This window comes from Aeromonas sp. INTO2 (assembly GCF_049860605.1).
Taxonomy (GTDB): domain Bacteria; phylum Pseudomonadota; class Gammaproteobacteria; order Enterobacterales; family Aeromonadaceae; genus Aeromonas; species Aeromonas caviae.
In genome coordinates this window covers 2239778-2255549 of record NZ_CP187588.1, presented here as the reverse complement: position 1 = coordinate 2255549, position 15772 = coordinate 2239778, and the positions used below count along the sequence as shown (strand labels likewise).

Here is a 15772-nt window from a genome sequence, read left to right as displayed (position 1 = left end):
GGGGTTCCCGGCAAAAACGGGCGCAATAGTCCCTGTTCGGGCGGGGGGGCGGTCTGCTACACTGCCCGTCTGACCCCGGTTGTCTTGGCCTTGCACCATCTTCTTGATTTCGAAGGCCCGATTCCGAAGGCAAAGGGGTGCGCCAACCGATGTTAACTTCCGGATCTGTTTCCCAACCCGGTCACGATGACCCGGGCCCAGATCCCATTAAAAAAAGTAGGTAAACCATGCTGGATCCCAAATATCTGCGCAGCGACATCACCGAAGCTGCCGCTCGTCTGGCGACACGTGGCTACGTTCTGGACGTAGCGGCGGTCAATGTTCTGGAAGAGAAACGCAAGGATCTGCAGTCCCGCACCCAGGAGCTGCAGGCCGAGCGCAACGCCCGCTCCAAGTCCATCGGTGAGGCTGCCCGTCGTGGTGAAGATGTTGCCCCCCTCAAGGCCGAGGTGACCAAGATCAACGACGAGCTCGAGACCAGCAAGGTCGAGCTGGAGGCCCTGCTGGCCCAGCTCAAGGGGATCGCCGACGCCATCCCCAACCTGCCGAGCGAGACCACCCCGGTGGGCCGTGACGAGAACGACAACGTGGAGGTCCGCCGCTGGGGCACTCCCCGTGAGTTCGATTTCCCGGTACGCGATCACATCGATCTGGGTGAGGCGGCCAAGGGGGTCGACTTCAAGAACGGCGTCAAGCTCTCCGGCGCCCGTTTCGTGGTAATGAAGGGCCAGATTGCCCGTCTGCACCGCGCCCTGGCCCAGTTCATGCTGGACCTGCACACCCTGCAGCACGGCTACACCGAGTGCTACGTGCCCTATCTGGTCAACCCGGACAGCCTGTACGGCACCGGCCAGCTGCCCAAGTTCTCCCAGGATCTCTTCAATACCGGCATCGAAGGGGAAGGGGAAGACGAAGGCAAGGTGCGCAAGTTCTCCCTCATCCCGACCTCCGAAGTGCCGCTCACCAACATGGCCCGTGACGAGATCTTCGACGAGCAGGAGCTGCCCATCAAGATGACCGCCCACAGCCCCTGCTTCCGCTCCGAAGCGGGCTCCTACGGTCGTGATACCCGTGGCCTCATCCGTATGCACCAGTTCGACAAGGTCGAGATGGTGCAACTGGTGCACCCGGAAAAATCCTGGGATGCCCTGGAAGAGATGGTGGGTCACGCCGAGAAGGTGCTGCAACTGCTGGAGCTGCCGTATCGCGTGATGGCGCTTTCCACCGGTGACATGGGCTTCTGCGCCGCCAAGACCTACGATCTGGAAGTGTGGCTGCCGGCCCAGAACACCTATCGCGAGATCTCCTCCGTCTCCAACTGCACCGACTTCCAGGCGCGCCGCATGCAGGCTCGCGTGCGCATCGACGGCAAGCCGCAGCTCATTCACACCCTGAATGGTTCCGGTCTGGCGGTGGGTCGTACCCTGGTGGCCGTGCTCGAGAACTACCAGCAGGCAGATGGCCGCATCGCCATCCCGGCTGCGCTGCAATCCTACATGGGCGGCCTGACCCACATCGGGTAAGCGCTCGTTGCAGACGACAACGCCATGGCATGCCATGGCGTTGTGCATTCTGGGCCCGGGAAACCCGCCGCAAGGGGAAGGGATAGCTCCCTTCGGGCCTATAACACAATTTTATCAAGCATTGCGCAATCGTTTTTGTTAGACTGCGCCGCAATTTCGCAGGACATCTTTTTCTATGGTCTGGATTGATTACGCCATCATCGGCATCGTCGGTTTCTCCGCCCTCATCAGCCTGGTGCGCGGCTTTCTCAAGGAGGCCATGTCTCTGGTCACCTGGTTCGTCGCCTTTTTTATTGCCAGCCATTTCTATCCCGATCTCGCCGTCTATTTCACCTCTTTCTCCGATGCCATGGTGCGCAACGGTCTGGCCATCGCCGCCCTGTTCGTGGCGACCCTGATCCTCGGCAGCGTGGTGAACTACGTGGTGGGCCTGCTGGTGGAAAAGACCGGGCTTTCCGGCACCGACAGGGTGCTCGGGGTCTGTTTTGGCGCCATTCGCGGGGTGCTGATCGTCAGCGCCCTGCTGTTTTTCATGGATACCTTCACCAGCCTCTCCCAGAGCGACTGGTGGGTGGCGTCCAGGCTGGTTCCCGAGTTCAAGCCGGTGATCCAGTGGTTTTTCGGGTTCATGATGAACTCGTCCAGTTTTCTTCAACAGGTACAGTGACTTCGAGGTAGCAAAGACATGTGCGGTATTGTCGGTATAGTTGGCACCACCCCCGTCAATCAGGCCCTCTACGACGCCTTGACGGTGTTGCAGCACAGGGGACAGGATGCCGCCGGGATCGTGACCATTGACAGTGGAAACTTCCGGCAACGCAAGGCCAACGGTCTGGTGAAGGATGTGTTTGAAGTGCGCCACATGCAGCGCCTGAAAGGGAATATCGGCATCGGACACGTCCGTTATCCCACCGCAGGCAGCTCCAGTGCGGCAGAGGCGCAGCCGTTTTACGTGAACTCCCCCTACGGCATGGTGCTGGCCCACAACGGCAACCTCACCAACGCCAAGGAGCTCAAGGAGCAGCAGTTCAAGGTGGCCCGCCGCCACATCAATACCACCTCGGACTCCGAAGTGCTGTTGAACGTGCTGGCCCACGAGCTGGACTTGTGCGACAAGATGGCGCTGCGCCCGGAAGATATCTTCTCGGCGGTGCGCAAGGTGCACCAGCAGATCCGCGGCGCCTATGCTGTAGTCTCTCTGGTGATCGGCCACGGCCTCATCGGCTTTCGCGACCCCAACGGTATTCGCCCGCTGATCCTGGGTCGCCGGGTCGACGAGCAGGGGCAGGTGGAGTACATGCTCGCCTCCGAGAGCGTGGCCCTCGACGCCATCGGCTTCGAGACGGTGCGTGACGTCGCCCCGGGCGAGGCCATCTACATCACCGAGCAGGGCCAGCTCTTCTCCGAGCAGTGTGCGGAGAACCCGCAGATGAACCCCTGCATCTTCGAATACGTCTACTTCGCCCGTCCCGACTCCTTCATCGACAAGGTCTCCGTCTATGCCGCCCGCCTCAACATGGGTCGCAAGCTGGGCCAGAAGATCGCACGGGAGTGGGACGATCTCGACGTGGACGTGGTCATCCCCATCCCCGAGACTTCCTGCGACGTGGCGCTGGAAATCGCCCACACCCTGGGCCTGCCGTACCGTCAGGGCTTCGTGAAGAACCGCTACATCGGCCGTACCTTCATCATGCCGGGCCAGACCCAGCGCAAGAAGTCGGTGCGCCGCAAGCTCAACGCCATCAGCTCCGAATTCAAGGGCAAGAAGGTGTTGCTGGTGGACGACTCCATCGTGCGGGGCACCACCTCCGAGCAGATCATCCAGATGGCCCGTGAAGCGGGGGCCGCCAAGGTCTACTTCGCCTCGGCCGCACCGGAAATTCGCTTCCCCAACGTCTACGGCATCGACATGCCCACCGCCAACGAGCTCATTGCCCATGGCCGTGAAGTGGAAGAGGTGTGCAAGCTTATCGGTGCCGACGGCCTCATCTTCCAGGATCTGGAAGATCTGGAAGAGGCGGTGCGGGAGATCAACCCCGAGCTGCGCCACTTCGAGACCTCGGTCTTCAACGGTCACTATGTGACCTCCGACGTGGATCAGGGTTATCTGGACCACCTCAATGCCCTGCGCAGCGACGACAACAAGGCCGTGCGCGAGTGGCAGGAAGGGACCAGCAACCTCGAGATCTTCAACGAAGGCAGTTAAACGTTTTCAGATTGCCAGCGCGATGAACAACAGGGGGGCCTCGGCCCCCCTGTTGCATGGATGCGCCTTGCGGCGAAACTGAGGGGGGGCTCAGACCAGATCCTCCCCGTTGCTCGCGATCACCTTCTTGTACCACCAGAACGACTTCTTGCGCCGGCGGGCCAGGGTGCCATGGCCGGCGTCGTCCCTGTCCACATGGACGAAGCCGTAGCGCTTGCTCATCTCGCCGGTGGAGGCGGAGACGAGATCGATGCAGCCCCAGCTGGTGTAGCCCATCAGGGGCACGCCGTCCTTGATGGCGTCCCCCATGGCCTCGATGTGGGCGCGCAGGTAGGCGATGCGGTAGTCGTCCTCTATCTCCCCTTGCTCGTTCACTTCGTCCACTGCACCCAGGCCGTTTTCCACCAGGAAGAGGGGCTTCTGGTAGCGATCGTGCAAGGTGTTGAGGGTGATGCGAAGGCCCAGGGGATCGATGCCCCAGCCCCACTCGCTCACCTCGATGTGGGGATTGCGCAGGGACTTGACCACGTTGGCCTCGCTGGTGTTGCCCGCATTCATGTCGGCGGCGGCGCAGCGGGAGGCGTAGTAGCTGAAGGAGACGAAATCCACGGTGTGCCTGAGGATCTCGTCATCTTCCGGCCCCTTCACCAGGGTGATCCCCTTGTCACGAAATACCCTCTGCGCATAGGCCGGATAGGCGCCCCTGGCTTGCACGTCGATGAAGAGGAGGTTCTCCCGATCTTTCTGGAGGGCGGTCCAGACGTCGGCGGGCTTGCAGGAGTAGGGGTAGAAGTTGCCCCCCGCCAGCATGCAGCCCACCTGGTTGGCCGGGTTCACCTCGTGGGCGATCCGGGTCGCCAGGGCGCTGGCCACCAGCTCATGGTGGGCTGCCTGATACTTCACCTGATCCTGGTGCTCCCCTTGCTCGAACACCAGCCCCGCCCCGGAGAAGGGGCTGTGCAGCAGGATGTTGATCTCGTTGAAGGTGAGCCAGTACTTCACCAGGCCGTCGAACTGCTCGAAGCAGGTGCGGGCGTAGCGGGTGAAAAACTCCACCATCTGGCGGTTGCGCCAGGAGCCGTACTCGGTCACTAGGTGCATGGGCACATCGAAGTGGCACAGGGTCACCAGGGGCTCGATGTTGTACTTTCTGCACTCCTCGAACACCGCACGGTAGAAGGCGATGCCCTCGGCATTGGGCTCGAGCTCGTCCCCCCTGGGGTAGAGACGGGCCCAGGCGATGGAGGTGCGAAACACGGTGAAGCCCATCTCGGCCATCAGGGCGATGTCCTCCCGATAGCGGTGATAGAAGTCGATGGCTCCGTGGCTTGGGTAGAACTCGTCATCTTGCAGGGTGATGCGCTTCTCCTGGCCGAGTTTGACCGCCATGCGGCGCGGGCCATGGGGGATCATGTCTACCGTGGTCAGCCCCTTGCCTCCCTCGAGATAGCCGCCCTCCGCCTGATTGGCGGCCAGGGCACCGCCCCAGAGAAAGCCCTCGGGAAATCTTGTTAACGACATTGGTTACCTCTTGTCATGTCTGAATGGGGTGTCACAGCCCGGCCTGCGCCTGGCTGGTGGCGACGGGTTGCACGGGCTCGGCGCGGGGGGCCGGGCTCTCGACCGGGATGTCCTCGAACCCCATCACCAGGGTCAGCACGAAGGAGAGCACCACCGAGAGGGCCATCACGCCGAACACCCAGGCGATGGTCATGGGGTTGGCCGGATCGAAGAACTGCACGCTGGTAAACAGCCCGGGGGCGGCCATGGAGTGGCTGGCGAGCCCCGCCATGCCGGCGACGGCACCGCAGACAAAGCCGCTGATGAGGCTCGCGATGAGCGGACGCTTGAGGCGCAGGGCCACACCGTAGAGCGCGGGTTCGGAGATCCCCGCCATGATGGCGGAGGCGGCCGCCGCGAGCGCCGTCTGGCGCAGTTCCGGGTTACGGGTGCGCCAGGCCACCGCCAGGGACGAGCCGCCAAGAGAGAGATTGGCGCCGATTTCGGAGGGCATCACCATGCCTTCCTTGCCGGTCTCGGCGATGGTCTGGATGATGGTCGGGGTGAAGACGCGGTGCATGCCGGTCATCACCAGCAGGGGCCAGAGCGCCCCCATGATGGCCACCGACAGCCAGCCCAGGTAGTCGTGGACCGTGTAGACCAGGCCGGAGATGGCGGTGCCAATCCAGATGCCGACGGGGCCGATGAAGAGGATGGCCAGCGGTGCCGCGATCAGCACGATCAGCATGGGTTTGAGGAAGTTCTTGGTGACCGCCGGGGTGATGCGGTCGACCCAGCCCTCGATGTAGGAGAGGCACCAGGTCATCACCAGCGCCGGAATGACGGTGTAGGTGTATTTGACCGCGGTCACCGGGACCAGGGCGAAGGTCACCTGCTCCCCTTCGGCGGCTCTGGCCATCAGCTCGATGAAGCTGGGGTGCACCAGCACGCCTGCGATGGCGATGGCCAGGGACATGTTGGTCTTGAACTTGACGGCGGCGGAGGCGGCCACCATCAGGGGCAGGAAGAAGAAGGCCCCATCCCCGGCCACCGTGAGGATGGTGAGGGTCGAGGAGCCTTTCTCCAGCACGCCGGTCATCTCCAGCACCATGGCCAGCAGCTTGAGCATGGAGCCGCCGATGATGGCCGGGATGAGGGGGGACATGGTGCCAATCAGGGCGTCGAGGATGGCAGCGCCCATGCGGCGCAGGCTCCAGCCAGCGGAAGCCTCCGGAAGCGGAGTCTGCCCGCCTCCCTGGGGCAGCAGGGCCAGCACCTCGCGATAGGCGTGGGAGACGGTGTTGCCGATGATCACCTGACACTGGTTGTCCGCCTGCACCACCCCGAGCACGCCCGTGATCGCCTTGAGGGCAGGGCCATTGACCCGGGCGGGATCGCCGAGCACAAAGCGCAGCCGCGTCATGCAGTGGGTCACGGCGACGACGTTGTCGGCGCCGCCGAGAGCGGTGATGACGGTACCGGCCAGAGCCGCATAGTTTTTTGACATCGAGGTAGATCCTTTTCACCAAGTGGGCCTGCTCGCCCCCGCCGCCGCGAAGGGCGGGAACGCGCATGAAACTGAATGTGGAACCGGTTCCACATAGAGTGCGCGGCCTGAGCGCGGGAGACAAGCATCTTGTGCAGCGAGCGTCCGGATCCGTGAATGGGATCACTGAACTCGGGCCTGCACGCCATTCGTGCGACGACAAGCCGGGGGCGGTGCAGTACACTGCGCCCCGTTACGAGCAAGGGAGAACACAATGACGACGATGCTGGAGGTGGCAAGGCGGGCAGGGGTGTCGAAGGCGACGGTCTCCCGGGTGTTGTCGGGCAATGGTTACACCAGCCAGGAGACACGGGACCGGGTGCAGCAGGCCATCGAGGAGTGCGGCTATCGCCCCAACCTGGTGGCGAGGCAGCTGGCGACCAGGCACACCCGGACCCTGGGACTGGTGGTCACCAACACCCTCTACCACGGCGTCTACTTCGGCGAGCTGCTCTCCCAGGTGGCGCGGATGACCGAGGATCGCGGGCGCCAGCTCATACTGGCGGACGGAAAGCACAGCGCCGACGAGGAGCGCCAGGCCATCCAGTATCTGCTCGATTCCCGTTGCGATGGCGTCATCATCTATCCGCGCTTTCTCGGGGTGGAGGAGATGGACGAGATCATCGAGCAGCATGAGCAGCCCATCATGGTGCTCAACCGGCGTCTGAGCCGCCATCCGGCCCACTGCGTCTATGCGGACCAGCAGGCGGCGGCGGAGGCGGTGGTGGACAAGCTGGTGGCCATGGGGCACAGGGAGATCGCCTTCATCGCAGGCTCTGCGGATTCCCCCACCGGCGCCGAGCGCCTGGCCGGTTACCGGCAGGCGCTGATCCGGCACGGCATCCCCGTGCAGGAGACCTTGATCGCCCCCGGCAAATGGACCCCCGCCTGTGGCGCGGCCGCCGTCTCGACCTTGCTGGCGCGAGGCGCTCGCTTCAGCGCCCTGGTGGCCAGCAACGATGACATGGCGATCGGGGCCATCAAACGGCTGCACGAAGCCGGTGTGATGGTGCCTGACGAGGTTTCGGTGGTGGGGTTTGACGACATTCCCCTGGCCCCTTACGTCATTCCCGCGCTGTCGAGCGTCAAGATGCCGGTGAACGGGATGATCCAGGAGACCATCAACCGCCTGATCACCATGGTGGAGGAGGGGAGCCGGGACGCACTGCCCGCCTTCAGCGGCACCCTGATCCGCCGCGACTCCCTCAGGCGTCTGACGGGCTGAGCCATGATGGCGGTGGGCAGGCCGGGCGGGATCCGTTAGCATAGGCACCCCGGCGCCAGGCGCCGCGTGTCGTATCAACAGATGAGAGTTCAGATGGATGACCTGTTAGCCCCCGTTCGCCAGTTCCTGCATTGCGAGACCCCGGATGAGTGGGTGGAAATGGCGCGGGATCCCGCCCAGTTGCCGACCCTGCTTATCGATCACGCCAACTGCGAGAACAAGGCGGCACTCACCGCCCACAGCCTGGTGCGCCGCTACTGCCTGCCCAAGGAGAAGCGTCACCTGCTGCCCAAGCTGACCTTCTACCGGGAGCTCGATGCCTTGCCGGAGAAGGCGGAGATCCTCGGCAAGCGCACCATGGGCGAATCAGACAGGAGCGTGTTTGCCGAGCTGGAGCGCAATCCCCTGCTGTTCCCCATGGTGCGCCTCATCCAGGAGGAGCTGCACCACTTCGAGCAGGTGCTGGAGATCATGGCCGCACGGGGCATCCCCTATGGCCCCGTCACCGCCTCCCGCTATGCCCGCAGCCTGCTGACCCATGTGCGCACCTACGAGCCGGCCGCCGTGGTGGACAAGATGATCATCGGTGCCTATATCGAAGCGCGATCCTGCGAGCGTTTTGCCAGGCTGGCCCCTCATCTGGACGAGGAGCTTGGCCGCTTCTATGTCTCCCTGCTGCGCTCGGAGGCGCGTCACTATCAGGACTACCTGGCCCTGGCACAGACGTTCGCAGACGAAGACATCAGCGAGCGGGTGGCCTTCTTCGGTCGCCTGGAGGCCGAGCTCATCTGTTCGCCGGATCCGCAATTCCGGTTCCATAGCGGACTGCCTGTCAGATCTGACAGTTGTTGAGGTGACGGGGGCTGCCTACCATTCCCCTGTTCCTACTACGAGCGACGCAATCACTTTTTTGAGCGCAATCCCCCGGCGACTGATGAGACATCAGGCCGGGTTTTTTTATGTCTGACGCAAGGGAAAACGCGCCGCGGGATCAGCGGCGGTATTCGTTGTTGTAGTTCTGAATGAGGCGGCGGGTGACGTCGTGCTGGGGATCGGCGAAGACCCGCAAGGTCTTGCCGCGCTCCACCACACGGCCTTCGTGCATCACCAGCACCTCGTCGCTGATGTGGCTGACGATCCCCAGATCGTTGGCCACCAGCACATAGCTCAGCCCCATGGTCTCCTGCATCTCCAGCAGCAGGTTGATGATCTGGGAGCGTACCGAAATATCCAGGGTCGAGAGCGCCTCGTCCGCCACCACTATCTTGGGATTGAGGATGAGCGCCCGCGCCAGCCCCACCCGCTGCTGCTGGCCGGCGGAGAGCATCTGGGGATAGAAGAGGGCGTGGTCGGGCAGCATGCCCACCATGCGCAGGGTCTGGATCACCTTCTCCCGGCGCTCCTCCTCGCTCAGGGCCGTGTTGAGGCGAAGGGGGGTCTCCAGGATCTGGCCGACCCGGATTTTCCGGTTAAGGGAGGTGTTGGGGTCCTGGAAGATCATCCGCAGCAGCTTGCAGCGGGTCTGGTAATCGCCGTGGACCATGGGTTGCCCCTCGATGGCGATCTCCCCGCCGCTCGGTTCAATCATGCCCGCCAGAATGCGGGCCAGGGTGCTCTTGCCCGAGCCCGCCTCCCCGACGATGGCCAGGGTCTGGCCCACCTCGAGATCGAACGAGAGGGGCTTTATCGCCTCCACCGCGCGGCGCCTGAACAGGCCGGTGCGGTTCTGGTAGGTCTTGCACAGGCCCCTGACCTGCAACAGGGAAGGTTCGGTCACGACGTGGTCTCCTTGGGTGTGCTCGCCGGATAGAGGGGCTGACGGGGCGGGCAGGTGCCCCGGATCAGGGTCTGGTGCCGGTTCATTTCTTCGGTTCTTCCATGTTGAGGGGGAAGTGGCAACTGAACTGATGCCCCTTGACCTTGCTCATCAGCGGCGTCTGCACGCACTGCTTCTGGGCGTAGGGGCAGCGTGGGCCGAGGCGGCAGCCGATGGGCAGGTGCTGCAGCGGCGGTATCACCCCGGGCAGGGTCTCGAGCCGGGACTTGTGGCGCACCAGCTTGTCAAAGTCCGGGATGGACTTGAGCAGGGCATCCGTATAGGGGTGGTGAGGGGATTCCAGGATCTGGTCCCGGGTCCCCACTTCCACCATCTGGCCGCAATACATGATGTTGAGGGTGTCGGTCAGGTTCGCGATGGCGGCGATGTCGTTGCTGATGATGAGGATGGTGGTATTGCCCAGCTTGTTCATCTTGTCCAGCAACCGCAGGATCTGGGAGTGGGTGGTGGACTCCATGGCGCTGGTGGGCTCGTCCGCCACCAGCAGGCGCGGCTGGTTGGCGATGGCCATGGCGATCATCACCTTCTGGCACATGCCGTCCGACAGTTCGTGGGGATAGGCCCGCATCACCTTGCGGTGATCCTTGACCCCGACCCGGTGCAGCAGGGCGATGGCCCGCTTCTTGCGCCACTGGAAGCGCTGCCAGAACTTGCCGGTGAAGGCGCTGGTGGGGATGGCCTCTTCGAGCTGGGTGCCTATCTCCTCCGAGGGGTCGAGGCAGCTGATGGGGTCCTGGAAGATCATCGCTATCTCCCGCCCCATGATGCGGCGCCGCTCCTTGGGCGCCATGGTCAGCAGATCCATGTCGTTGAAGCGCATCCGGTCGGCGCGCACCGTCCAGTTGTCCTTCTGGATGCCGACGATCACCTTGGCCACCAGGCTCTTGCCCGAGCCGGATTCCCCCACCAGCCCGCGGATCTCCCCCTCGTTCAGGGTCAGGCTGACTCTGTCCACCGCCTTGACCTTGCCCTGGGGGGTGTCGATTTCGATGGTGAGGTTGCGTATGTCGAGCAGGGGCATCAGCAATGTCTCCCGTTCAGGGCGCAGCCGGGTCGCTCAGGGCGTCCGGGGGCGGGGATAGATAACAAGGCTGGCAACATCAGTCGTTCCCCTCTTTGAGTGCTTCGCGAATGCCTTCGCCCACCAGGTTGGTCACCAGCACGCTGAACAGGATGGCCATCCCGGGCAGGGTCACCGTCCAGGGGGCCAGATAGATAAGATCGCTCGAATCGGCCAGCATGGCACCCCACTCCGGCTGGGGAGACTGGGCCCCGAGACCGAGGAAGCCCACCGCCGAGATGTCCAGAATGGCGGCGGAGAGGGTGCGGGTGGCCTGGGTCACCAGGGTCTCGACGATGTTCGGCAAGATGGCCAGACGCATGATCCGCTGGGGCGGAGAGCCGTCGAGGCGGCTGGCGATGATGTACTCCTTCTGCATCTCGGCGTGGACCGCGTTGTAGGTGGCCCGGATGAAAGGCGGTATCAACGCGAGCGTGATGGCGATCAGGGTGTTGAACAGACCCGGCCCCAGGATGGCCACGACGATGATGGCCAGCAGCAGGGACGGGATGGAGAGCAGGGTATCGAGCAGGTGATGGAGCACGCTCGACTTCACCCCCTTGCTCATGCCGCCGAGGATGCCGATGGCCGAGCCGATGACCAGGGCGATGAGCACCACCAGCAGGGCGTTGCCGAAGGTGAGCCTGGCCCCGGCCACCAGACGGGAGAGGATGTCGCGCCCCAGATCGTCGGTCCCCAGGAAGTAATCGATGTTGCCGCTGTTGGCCCAGGAGGGGGCGAGCAGCAGGTGGTTGCTGTGCTGATCGTCGATGCCGTAGGGGATCACCAGGGGACCGATGAGGGTCACCAGCAGCAGCAGCCCGAAGCACCAGAGCCCCGCCATGGCCAGCGGGTTGCGCCGGTAGGAGGCCCAGGTCTGCTCCAGGGGGGAGAGGATCTTGAGCTCCGGATAGATGTTCGATTTATCATGCATGATGCAGGCTCCCGTGCTGGTCGCAAGGGGATGGGCACGCCTGTGCGCCGGTGGCCCATGGGCCGCCGTGGCTCATCCACAGACCGCAATCAATCTTGTCTTGCATAGAGTTCTTTACGCCGTGCCGGATACATGATGGTGGTCAGCAGATCGGTGCTGACGCTGATGAAGATGACGAAGCTCGCCACCACCAGGAAGGCGCCGCGGATGGCGGCATAGTCCTGCAGCGCGATACTGCTCACCAGCCAGCGGCCGATGCCGGGCCAGTCGAACACCACCTCGGTGATCATGGCGGAGGTGAGCACGCTGCCAAGTTGCAGCCCCAGCAGCGGCAACACCGGGGGCAGGGCGTTCTTGAGCCCGTGACGCCAGACGATCTGGCGGCGGGAAAGTCCGCGGCTGGCGGCAGCCTTGATGTAGTTCTGTTTCATCACGTCGATGAGGGAGCTGCGCACGTGGCGGATCACCTCGGTGGTGGGCACCACGGCCAGCACCAGGGAAGGCAGTACCAGATGGCGCAGGGCATCGTGCAGGGCCGCCTCCCGCCAGGGCTCCTGGCTCATCAACACATCGACGATGGCGATCCCGGTGATGGAGGGCACGTCGTAGAGCAGGCTGATCTGGCCGGAGGAGGGGAGCCAGCCAAGATCCAGGGAGAAGAACATCACCATCAGCAGCCCCAGCCAGAAGACCGGGATGGCATAGCCGACGAGGCCGGCGGCCATGATGGAGAGGTCCGGGCTGCGCCCCTGATAGAGGGCCGCGAGGGTGCCCAGAGGGATGCCCACCAGCAGCGAGATGGCGAAGGCGGCGAGGCAGAGGGTCAGGGTCGCCGGGAAGTAGTGACGGATCTCGTCGAGGACCGGTTGGCCGGAGACGCTGGAGAGCCCGAAATCCCCGGCGGCGATGCGCTGGAGGAAGTCAGGATAGCCGTGCCAGAAATCCAGCACCTGGGTGATGAGGCGAAACTCCAGGAGGTAGGCCCCCAGAGTCAGCACCAGGAGGGTGATCACCAGCAGGGTGATGCGGCGCAGGATATAGAAAAACATGCTTATGCCTCCTGGGGGCGGTGCGCCGATGGCCCGACGATGGAGTGGTTATCTGTCATGGTCACTCCCGATGGGCCTGGTTGAAGGTGGTGCCGCCAAAGGGCATCAGGGTCAGCCCCTGAATGTCGCTGCGACTCACCTGGGTTCTCAGGGCATGGGCCAGGGGAATGAGCGGCAACTGCTCGTTGAGCAAGGACTGGGCATAGTAATAGTTGCGCAGGCGGAAGGCGAGCTGCGGGGTGGTCACCGCATCGTCCAGCAGCTGATCGAAGGCGGGGCTGCACCAGCGGCTGTAGTTGTTGCCCCGCTCGACGGCGGCGCAGCTCAGCAACTGGCGGAAGAAGTTGTCCGGATCCGCGTTGTCGGCGATCCAGCCCGAGAGCAGGCTGTCATATTGTCCATGGGCGAGCCGGGTCTCGATGACCGGCCAGGCCTGCTGCACTATCTTGAGGCTCACCCCAATCTTGGCGAAATCGCTGCGCATCAGTTGCGCCGTCTTGAGGCCGTCCGGGTTGTAGGGACGGGCGCCGGGTTGCACCAGCACCTGCATCTCGAAGCCGTTGGGGTAGCCCGCGTCCTTGAGCAACTGGCGAGCGAGCTTGAGATCCGGCTTGCGCTGGGGCAGGGAGGGATTGTAGCCCCAGGAGAGGGGCGGCAGCAGGCTGGCGGCGCTCTGGCCGGTCTCGAAATAGACAGCCTGCAGCAGATTCTGCACATTGATGGCGCTGGCGAGGGCCTGGCGCACCTGCACCTTGTTGAAAGGGGCCTTGCGGGTATTGAGGGCGAGGAAGGCGACGTTCATCCCCGACTGCACCGACAGATCCAGGTGGGAGTCCTTGTCTATCACCGACAGCTGGCTGGCAGAGGGGGTGCTCATCACGTCGCACTCGCCGGTCAGCAGCTTGGCAAGGCGCTTGGAGGACTTGGGGGTGATGTCGTAGATGAGCTGCTCCATTCTGGCCTCGCCGCCCCAGTAGCCGGGGTGACGCAGGTAGCGCACGAACTCGTTGTGGCGATACTCCTTGAAGCTGAAGGGGCCGGTGCCGATGGGGCGGCTGTCCAGCTGCGCCGGGGTGCCGGCCTTTAGCATCTGCTCCCCGTACTCGGCGGAGAGCACGATAGCGTAGTCGCTGGCCAGGGTGGCGAGGAAGGAGGCATCGGGGCGGTTCAGCTCGAACACCACCTCATAGGGCCCCTTCTTGTAGACCCGCTTGATGAGGTTGCCGAGCCCCAGGCTGTAAAAATAGGGGTACTCGCCGCCGGAGACGGCGTGGAAGGGGTGGTGTTCGTCCAGCAGGCGCTGCCAGGTGAACAGGACGTCGTCGGCATTGAAGTGACGGGTCGGGCTGAACCAGGGGGTACGGTGGAAGGTCACTCCCTTGCGCAGGGTCAGGGTATAGGAGAGGCCGTCCTCGCTGCTTTGCCAGCGGGTGGCGAGCCCCCCTTCGATGCCGAGGGTGTTGGCATTGACCTCGAGCAGGCGATCGTAGATGGGGCGGGCACTGGCATCCAGGGTCGCATCCGAATTGGCAAGCTGCGGGTTGAAGGTTCGGGGTGCCCCTTCGGCACAATAGATGAGCCCGGTTTTGGAGGCTTCATCGCGTTTCTGACAGCCGCTGACCAGGACCAGGAGACCAAGCAGCAGGGGGGTGAGCATTCTCATGTTGGAACCATGTTTTCAGACAAAGTTGCCCGCCAGGGGGCGGGCGCGTTGCGGGGGGCGACCGGGCAGGCGCTCCCGTCGGGGGTGACGTGCGCCGCGTTATCCGCGCGCACAGACCCGGTGTCAGGCATCAGCCCGCCTCCTGGTTGCCACTGTTGTCATCCCCGTCCAGCAATTGATATTTGCGCAGCATCCCCCGGAACTGGTGATAGCTCAGGGCCAGCAACTGGGCTGCTTTGCGCTGATTATACTGGGATTGCTGCATCGCTTGCTTGAGTAAATTAATCTCGTACTCCGCCACCGCCCCTTTGAGATCCAGCGGCAAGGTCAGGGTCGGGACCGTTTCTGCCGAGGTCGGCGCGTCCGTGGAAGGGGCGGCGTCACCTCGGGCACGGGGGCGCCAGGGGGAGTCAAAGGGATTGAGTACCAGCTCCGCCAGCGGCAGCTGGGGGTTGCCCTGGCGATAGAGGCTGCGCTCCACCACGTTCTTGAGCTCCCGCACGTTGCCCGGCCAGGGATAATCTTGCAGCAGCTGGGTCGCCTTGCGCGAGAAGCCGGCAAAGAGCGGATACCCCAGCTCCCGGGTCATGCCGTGGGCGAAGTGCTCCGCCAGCATCAGGATGTCCTCGCGCCGCTCCCGCAGGGGGGGCAGGGTGATGACGTCGAAGGCGAGCCGGTCCAGCAGGTCGTGACGAAACCGTCCTTTCTCTGCCAGTGCAGGCAGATCCTCGTTGGTGGCGCACACCAGCCGTACATCCACCTTGAGGGGCTTGGCACCGCCCACCCGCTCGAACTCCCCGTACTCGATGACCCGCAGCAGTTTTTCCTGCACCCGGGCGCTGGTGGTGGCCAGCTCGTCGAGGAACAGGGTGCCGCCGTCGGCCCGCTCGAAGCGCCCCTGATGACGCTTGGCGGCGCCAGTGAAGGAGCCCGCCTCGTGGCCGAACAGCTCGGTCTCCAGCAGGCTCTCGCTCAAGGTGGCGCAGTTGATGGTGACAAAGCTTTGATCCCAGCGATCCGAGAGATAATGTAGGCGGTGGGCGATGAGCTCCTTGCCGGTCCCCCGCTCGCCGATGATGAGCACGGGCTTGCGCAGCGGCGCGAGGCGCGATGCCTGCTCGATGATTTCTAGAAATGCGTTGGATTCACCCAACAGACTTTCCGTGGCCGTGGTCATCCCTGCCCCTGTGAGTTGAAAAATCTGGTTAATCTTACCAAAAGTTGGTTAT

13 protein-coding genes are annotated in these 15772 nt (G+C 63.7%); 5 read left to right on the top strand and 8 right to left on the bottom strand.

Going from position 1 to position 15772, the window contains the following annotated elements; translation table 11 throughout:
* The first annotated feature begins 227 nt into the window (after positions 1–227).
* The 3 genes from serS (at position 228) to purF (ending at position 3729) form a co-directional block, all read left to right on the top strand.
* The gene (gene serS / locus ACPW74_RS10685; RefSeq protein ID WP_039039009.1) at positions 228–1523 is read left to right on the top strand and encodes a serine--tRNA ligase; all 1296 of its coding nucleotides are present in this window, start codon (positions 228–230) and stop codon (positions 1521–1523) included.
* 175 nt (positions 1524–1698) lie between these two features.
* Positions 1699–2190: a CvpA family protein gene (locus tag ACPW74_RS10680; protein ID WP_010674522.1), complete on the top strand. Its 492-nt coding sequence runs from the start codon at positions 1699–1701 to the stop codon at positions 2188–2190.
* 18 nt (positions 2191–2208) lie between these two features.
* Positions 2209–3729: an amidophosphoribosyltransferase gene (gene purF, locus ACPW74_RS10675; RefSeq protein ID WP_010674523.1), complete on the top strand. Its 1521-nt coding sequence runs from the start codon at positions 2209–2211 to the stop codon at positions 3727–3729.
* 90 nt (positions 3730–3819) lie between these two features.
* Here the strand turns inward: purF and ACPW74_RS10670 are convergent, their stop codons facing one another.
* Both ACPW74_RS10670 and ascF read right to left on the bottom strand, forming a co-directional pair.
* The gene (locus ACPW74_RS10670; protein ID WP_425859131.1) at positions 3820–5250 is read right to left on the bottom strand and encodes a 6-phospho-beta-glucosidase; all 1431 of its coding nucleotides are present in this window, start codon (positions 5248–5250) and stop codon (positions 3820–3822) included.
* Between the two features lie 31 nt (positions 5251–5281).
* The gene (gene ascF / locus ACPW74_RS10665; protein WP_049637160.1) at positions 5282–6736 is read right to left on the bottom strand and encodes a PTS cellobiose/arbutin/salicin transporter subunit IIBC; all 1455 of its coding nucleotides are present in this window, start codon (positions 6734–6736) and stop codon (positions 5282–5284) included.
* Positions 6737–6989: 253 nt separating this feature from the next.
* On the opposite strand from ascF, the gene ACPW74_RS10660 reads away from it, so the two are divergent.
* Together ACPW74_RS10660 and miaE are read left to right on the top strand one after the other, a co-directional pair.
* On the top strand, positions 6990–8000 hold the full coding sequence (locus ACPW74_RS10660; protein ID WP_042863778.1) for a LacI family DNA-binding transcriptional regulator: 1011 nt from the start codon (positions 6990–6992) through the stop codon (positions 7998–8000).
* Positions 8001–8093: 93 nt separating this feature from the next.
* Positions 8094–8852 (top strand): tRNA isopentenyl-2-thiomethyl-A-37 hydroxylase MiaE, encoded by a 759-nt coding sequence (gene miaE, locus ACPW74_RS10655; RefSeq protein ID WP_042016277.1) that lies wholly within the window; start codon positions 8094–8096, stop codon positions 8850–8852.
* A gap of 139 nt (positions 8853–8991) precedes the next feature.
* Here miaE and ACPW74_RS10650 read toward each other — a convergent pair whose 3' ends face one another.
* The 6 genes from ACPW74_RS10650 to pspF all read right to left on the bottom strand — a co-directional run bounded on the left by ACPW74_RS10650 (position 8992) and on the right by pspF (position 15720).
* Complete coding sequence (locus ACPW74_RS10650; protein ID WP_039039015.1) at positions 8992–9777, bottom strand: ATP-binding cassette domain-containing protein; 786 nt, start codon at positions 9775–9777, stop codon at positions 8992–8994.
* Between the two features lie 82 nt (positions 9778–9859).
* Positions 9860–10858, bottom strand: coding sequence for an oligopeptide/dipeptide ABC transporter ATP-binding protein (locus ACPW74_RS10645; RefSeq protein WP_010674529.1), 999 nt, complete (start codon positions 10856–10858; stop codon positions 9860–9862).
* 79 nt (positions 10859–10937) lie between these two features.
* Entirely contained in the window at positions 10938–11831 is an 894-nt protein-coding gene (locus tag ACPW74_RS10640; protein WP_203762085.1) for an ABC transporter permease subunit, read from the bottom strand.
* A gap of 89 nt (positions 11832–11920) precedes the next feature.
* Complete coding sequence (locus ACPW74_RS10635) at positions 11921–12880, bottom strand: ABC transporter permease (protein ID WP_010674531.1); 960 nt, start codon at positions 12878–12880, stop codon at positions 11921–11923.
* Between the two features lie 61 nt (positions 12881–12941).
* A complete protein-coding gene (gene sapA, locus ACPW74_RS10630; protein ID WP_109112924.1) occupies positions 12942–14537 on the bottom strand; it encodes an ABC transporter substrate-binding protein SapA in 1596 nt (531 codons plus the stop codon).
* Positions 14538–14673: 136 nt separating this feature from the next.
* Positions 14674–15720, bottom strand: coding sequence for a phage shock protein operon transcriptional activator (gene pspF, locus ACPW74_RS10625; protein WP_103260013.1), 1047 nt, complete (start codon positions 15718–15720; stop codon positions 14674–14676).
* Positions 15721–15772 lie beyond the last annotated feature (52 nt).

Bases quoted from the DNA above. Each gene is read 5' to 3' on its own strand.
- serS (WP_039039009.1), top strand. From the start codon at position 228: ATGCTGGATCCCAAATATCTGCGCAGCGACATCACCGAAGCTGCCGCT.
- ACPW74_RS10680 (WP_010674522.1), top strand. From the start codon at position 1,699: ATGGTCTGGATTGATTACGCCATCATCGGCATCGTCGGTTTCTCCGCC.
- purF (WP_010674523.1), top strand. From the start codon at position 2,209: ATGTGCGGTATTGTCGGTATAGTTGGCACCACCCCCGTCAATCAGGCC.
- ACPW74_RS10670 (WP_425859131.1), bottom strand. From the start codon at position 5,250: ATGTCGTTAACAAGATTTCCCGAGGGCTTTCTCTGGGGCGGTGCCCTG.
- ascF (WP_049637160.1), bottom strand. From the start codon at position 6,736: ATGTCAAAAAACTATGCGGCTCTGGCCGGTACCGTCATCACCGCTCTC.
- ACPW74_RS10660 (WP_042863778.1), top strand. From the start codon at position 6,990: ATGACGACGATGCTGGAGGTGGCAAGGCGGGCAGGGGTGTCGAAGGCG.
- miaE (WP_042016277.1), top strand. From the start codon at position 8,094: ATGGATGACCTGTTAGCCCCCGTTCGCCAGTTCCTGCATTGCGAGACC.
- ACPW74_RS10645 (WP_010674529.1), bottom strand. From the start codon at position 10,858: ATGCCCCTGCTCGACATACGCAACCTCACCATCGAAATCGACACCCCC.
- ACPW74_RS10640 (WP_203762085.1), bottom strand. From the start codon at position 11,831: ATGCATGATAAATCGAACATCTATCCGGAGCTCAAGATCCTCTCCCCC.
- ACPW74_RS10635 (WP_010674531.1), bottom strand. From the start codon at position 12,880: ATGTTTTTCTATATCCTGCGCCGCATCACCCTGCTGGTGATCACCCTC.
- sapA (WP_109112924.1), bottom strand. From the start codon at position 14,537: ATGCTCACCCCCCTGCTGCTTGGTCTCCTGGTCCTGGTCAGCGGCTGT.
- pspF (WP_103260013.1), bottom strand. From the start codon at position 15,720: ATGACCACGGCCACGGAAAGTCTGTTGGGTGAATCCAACGCATTTCTA.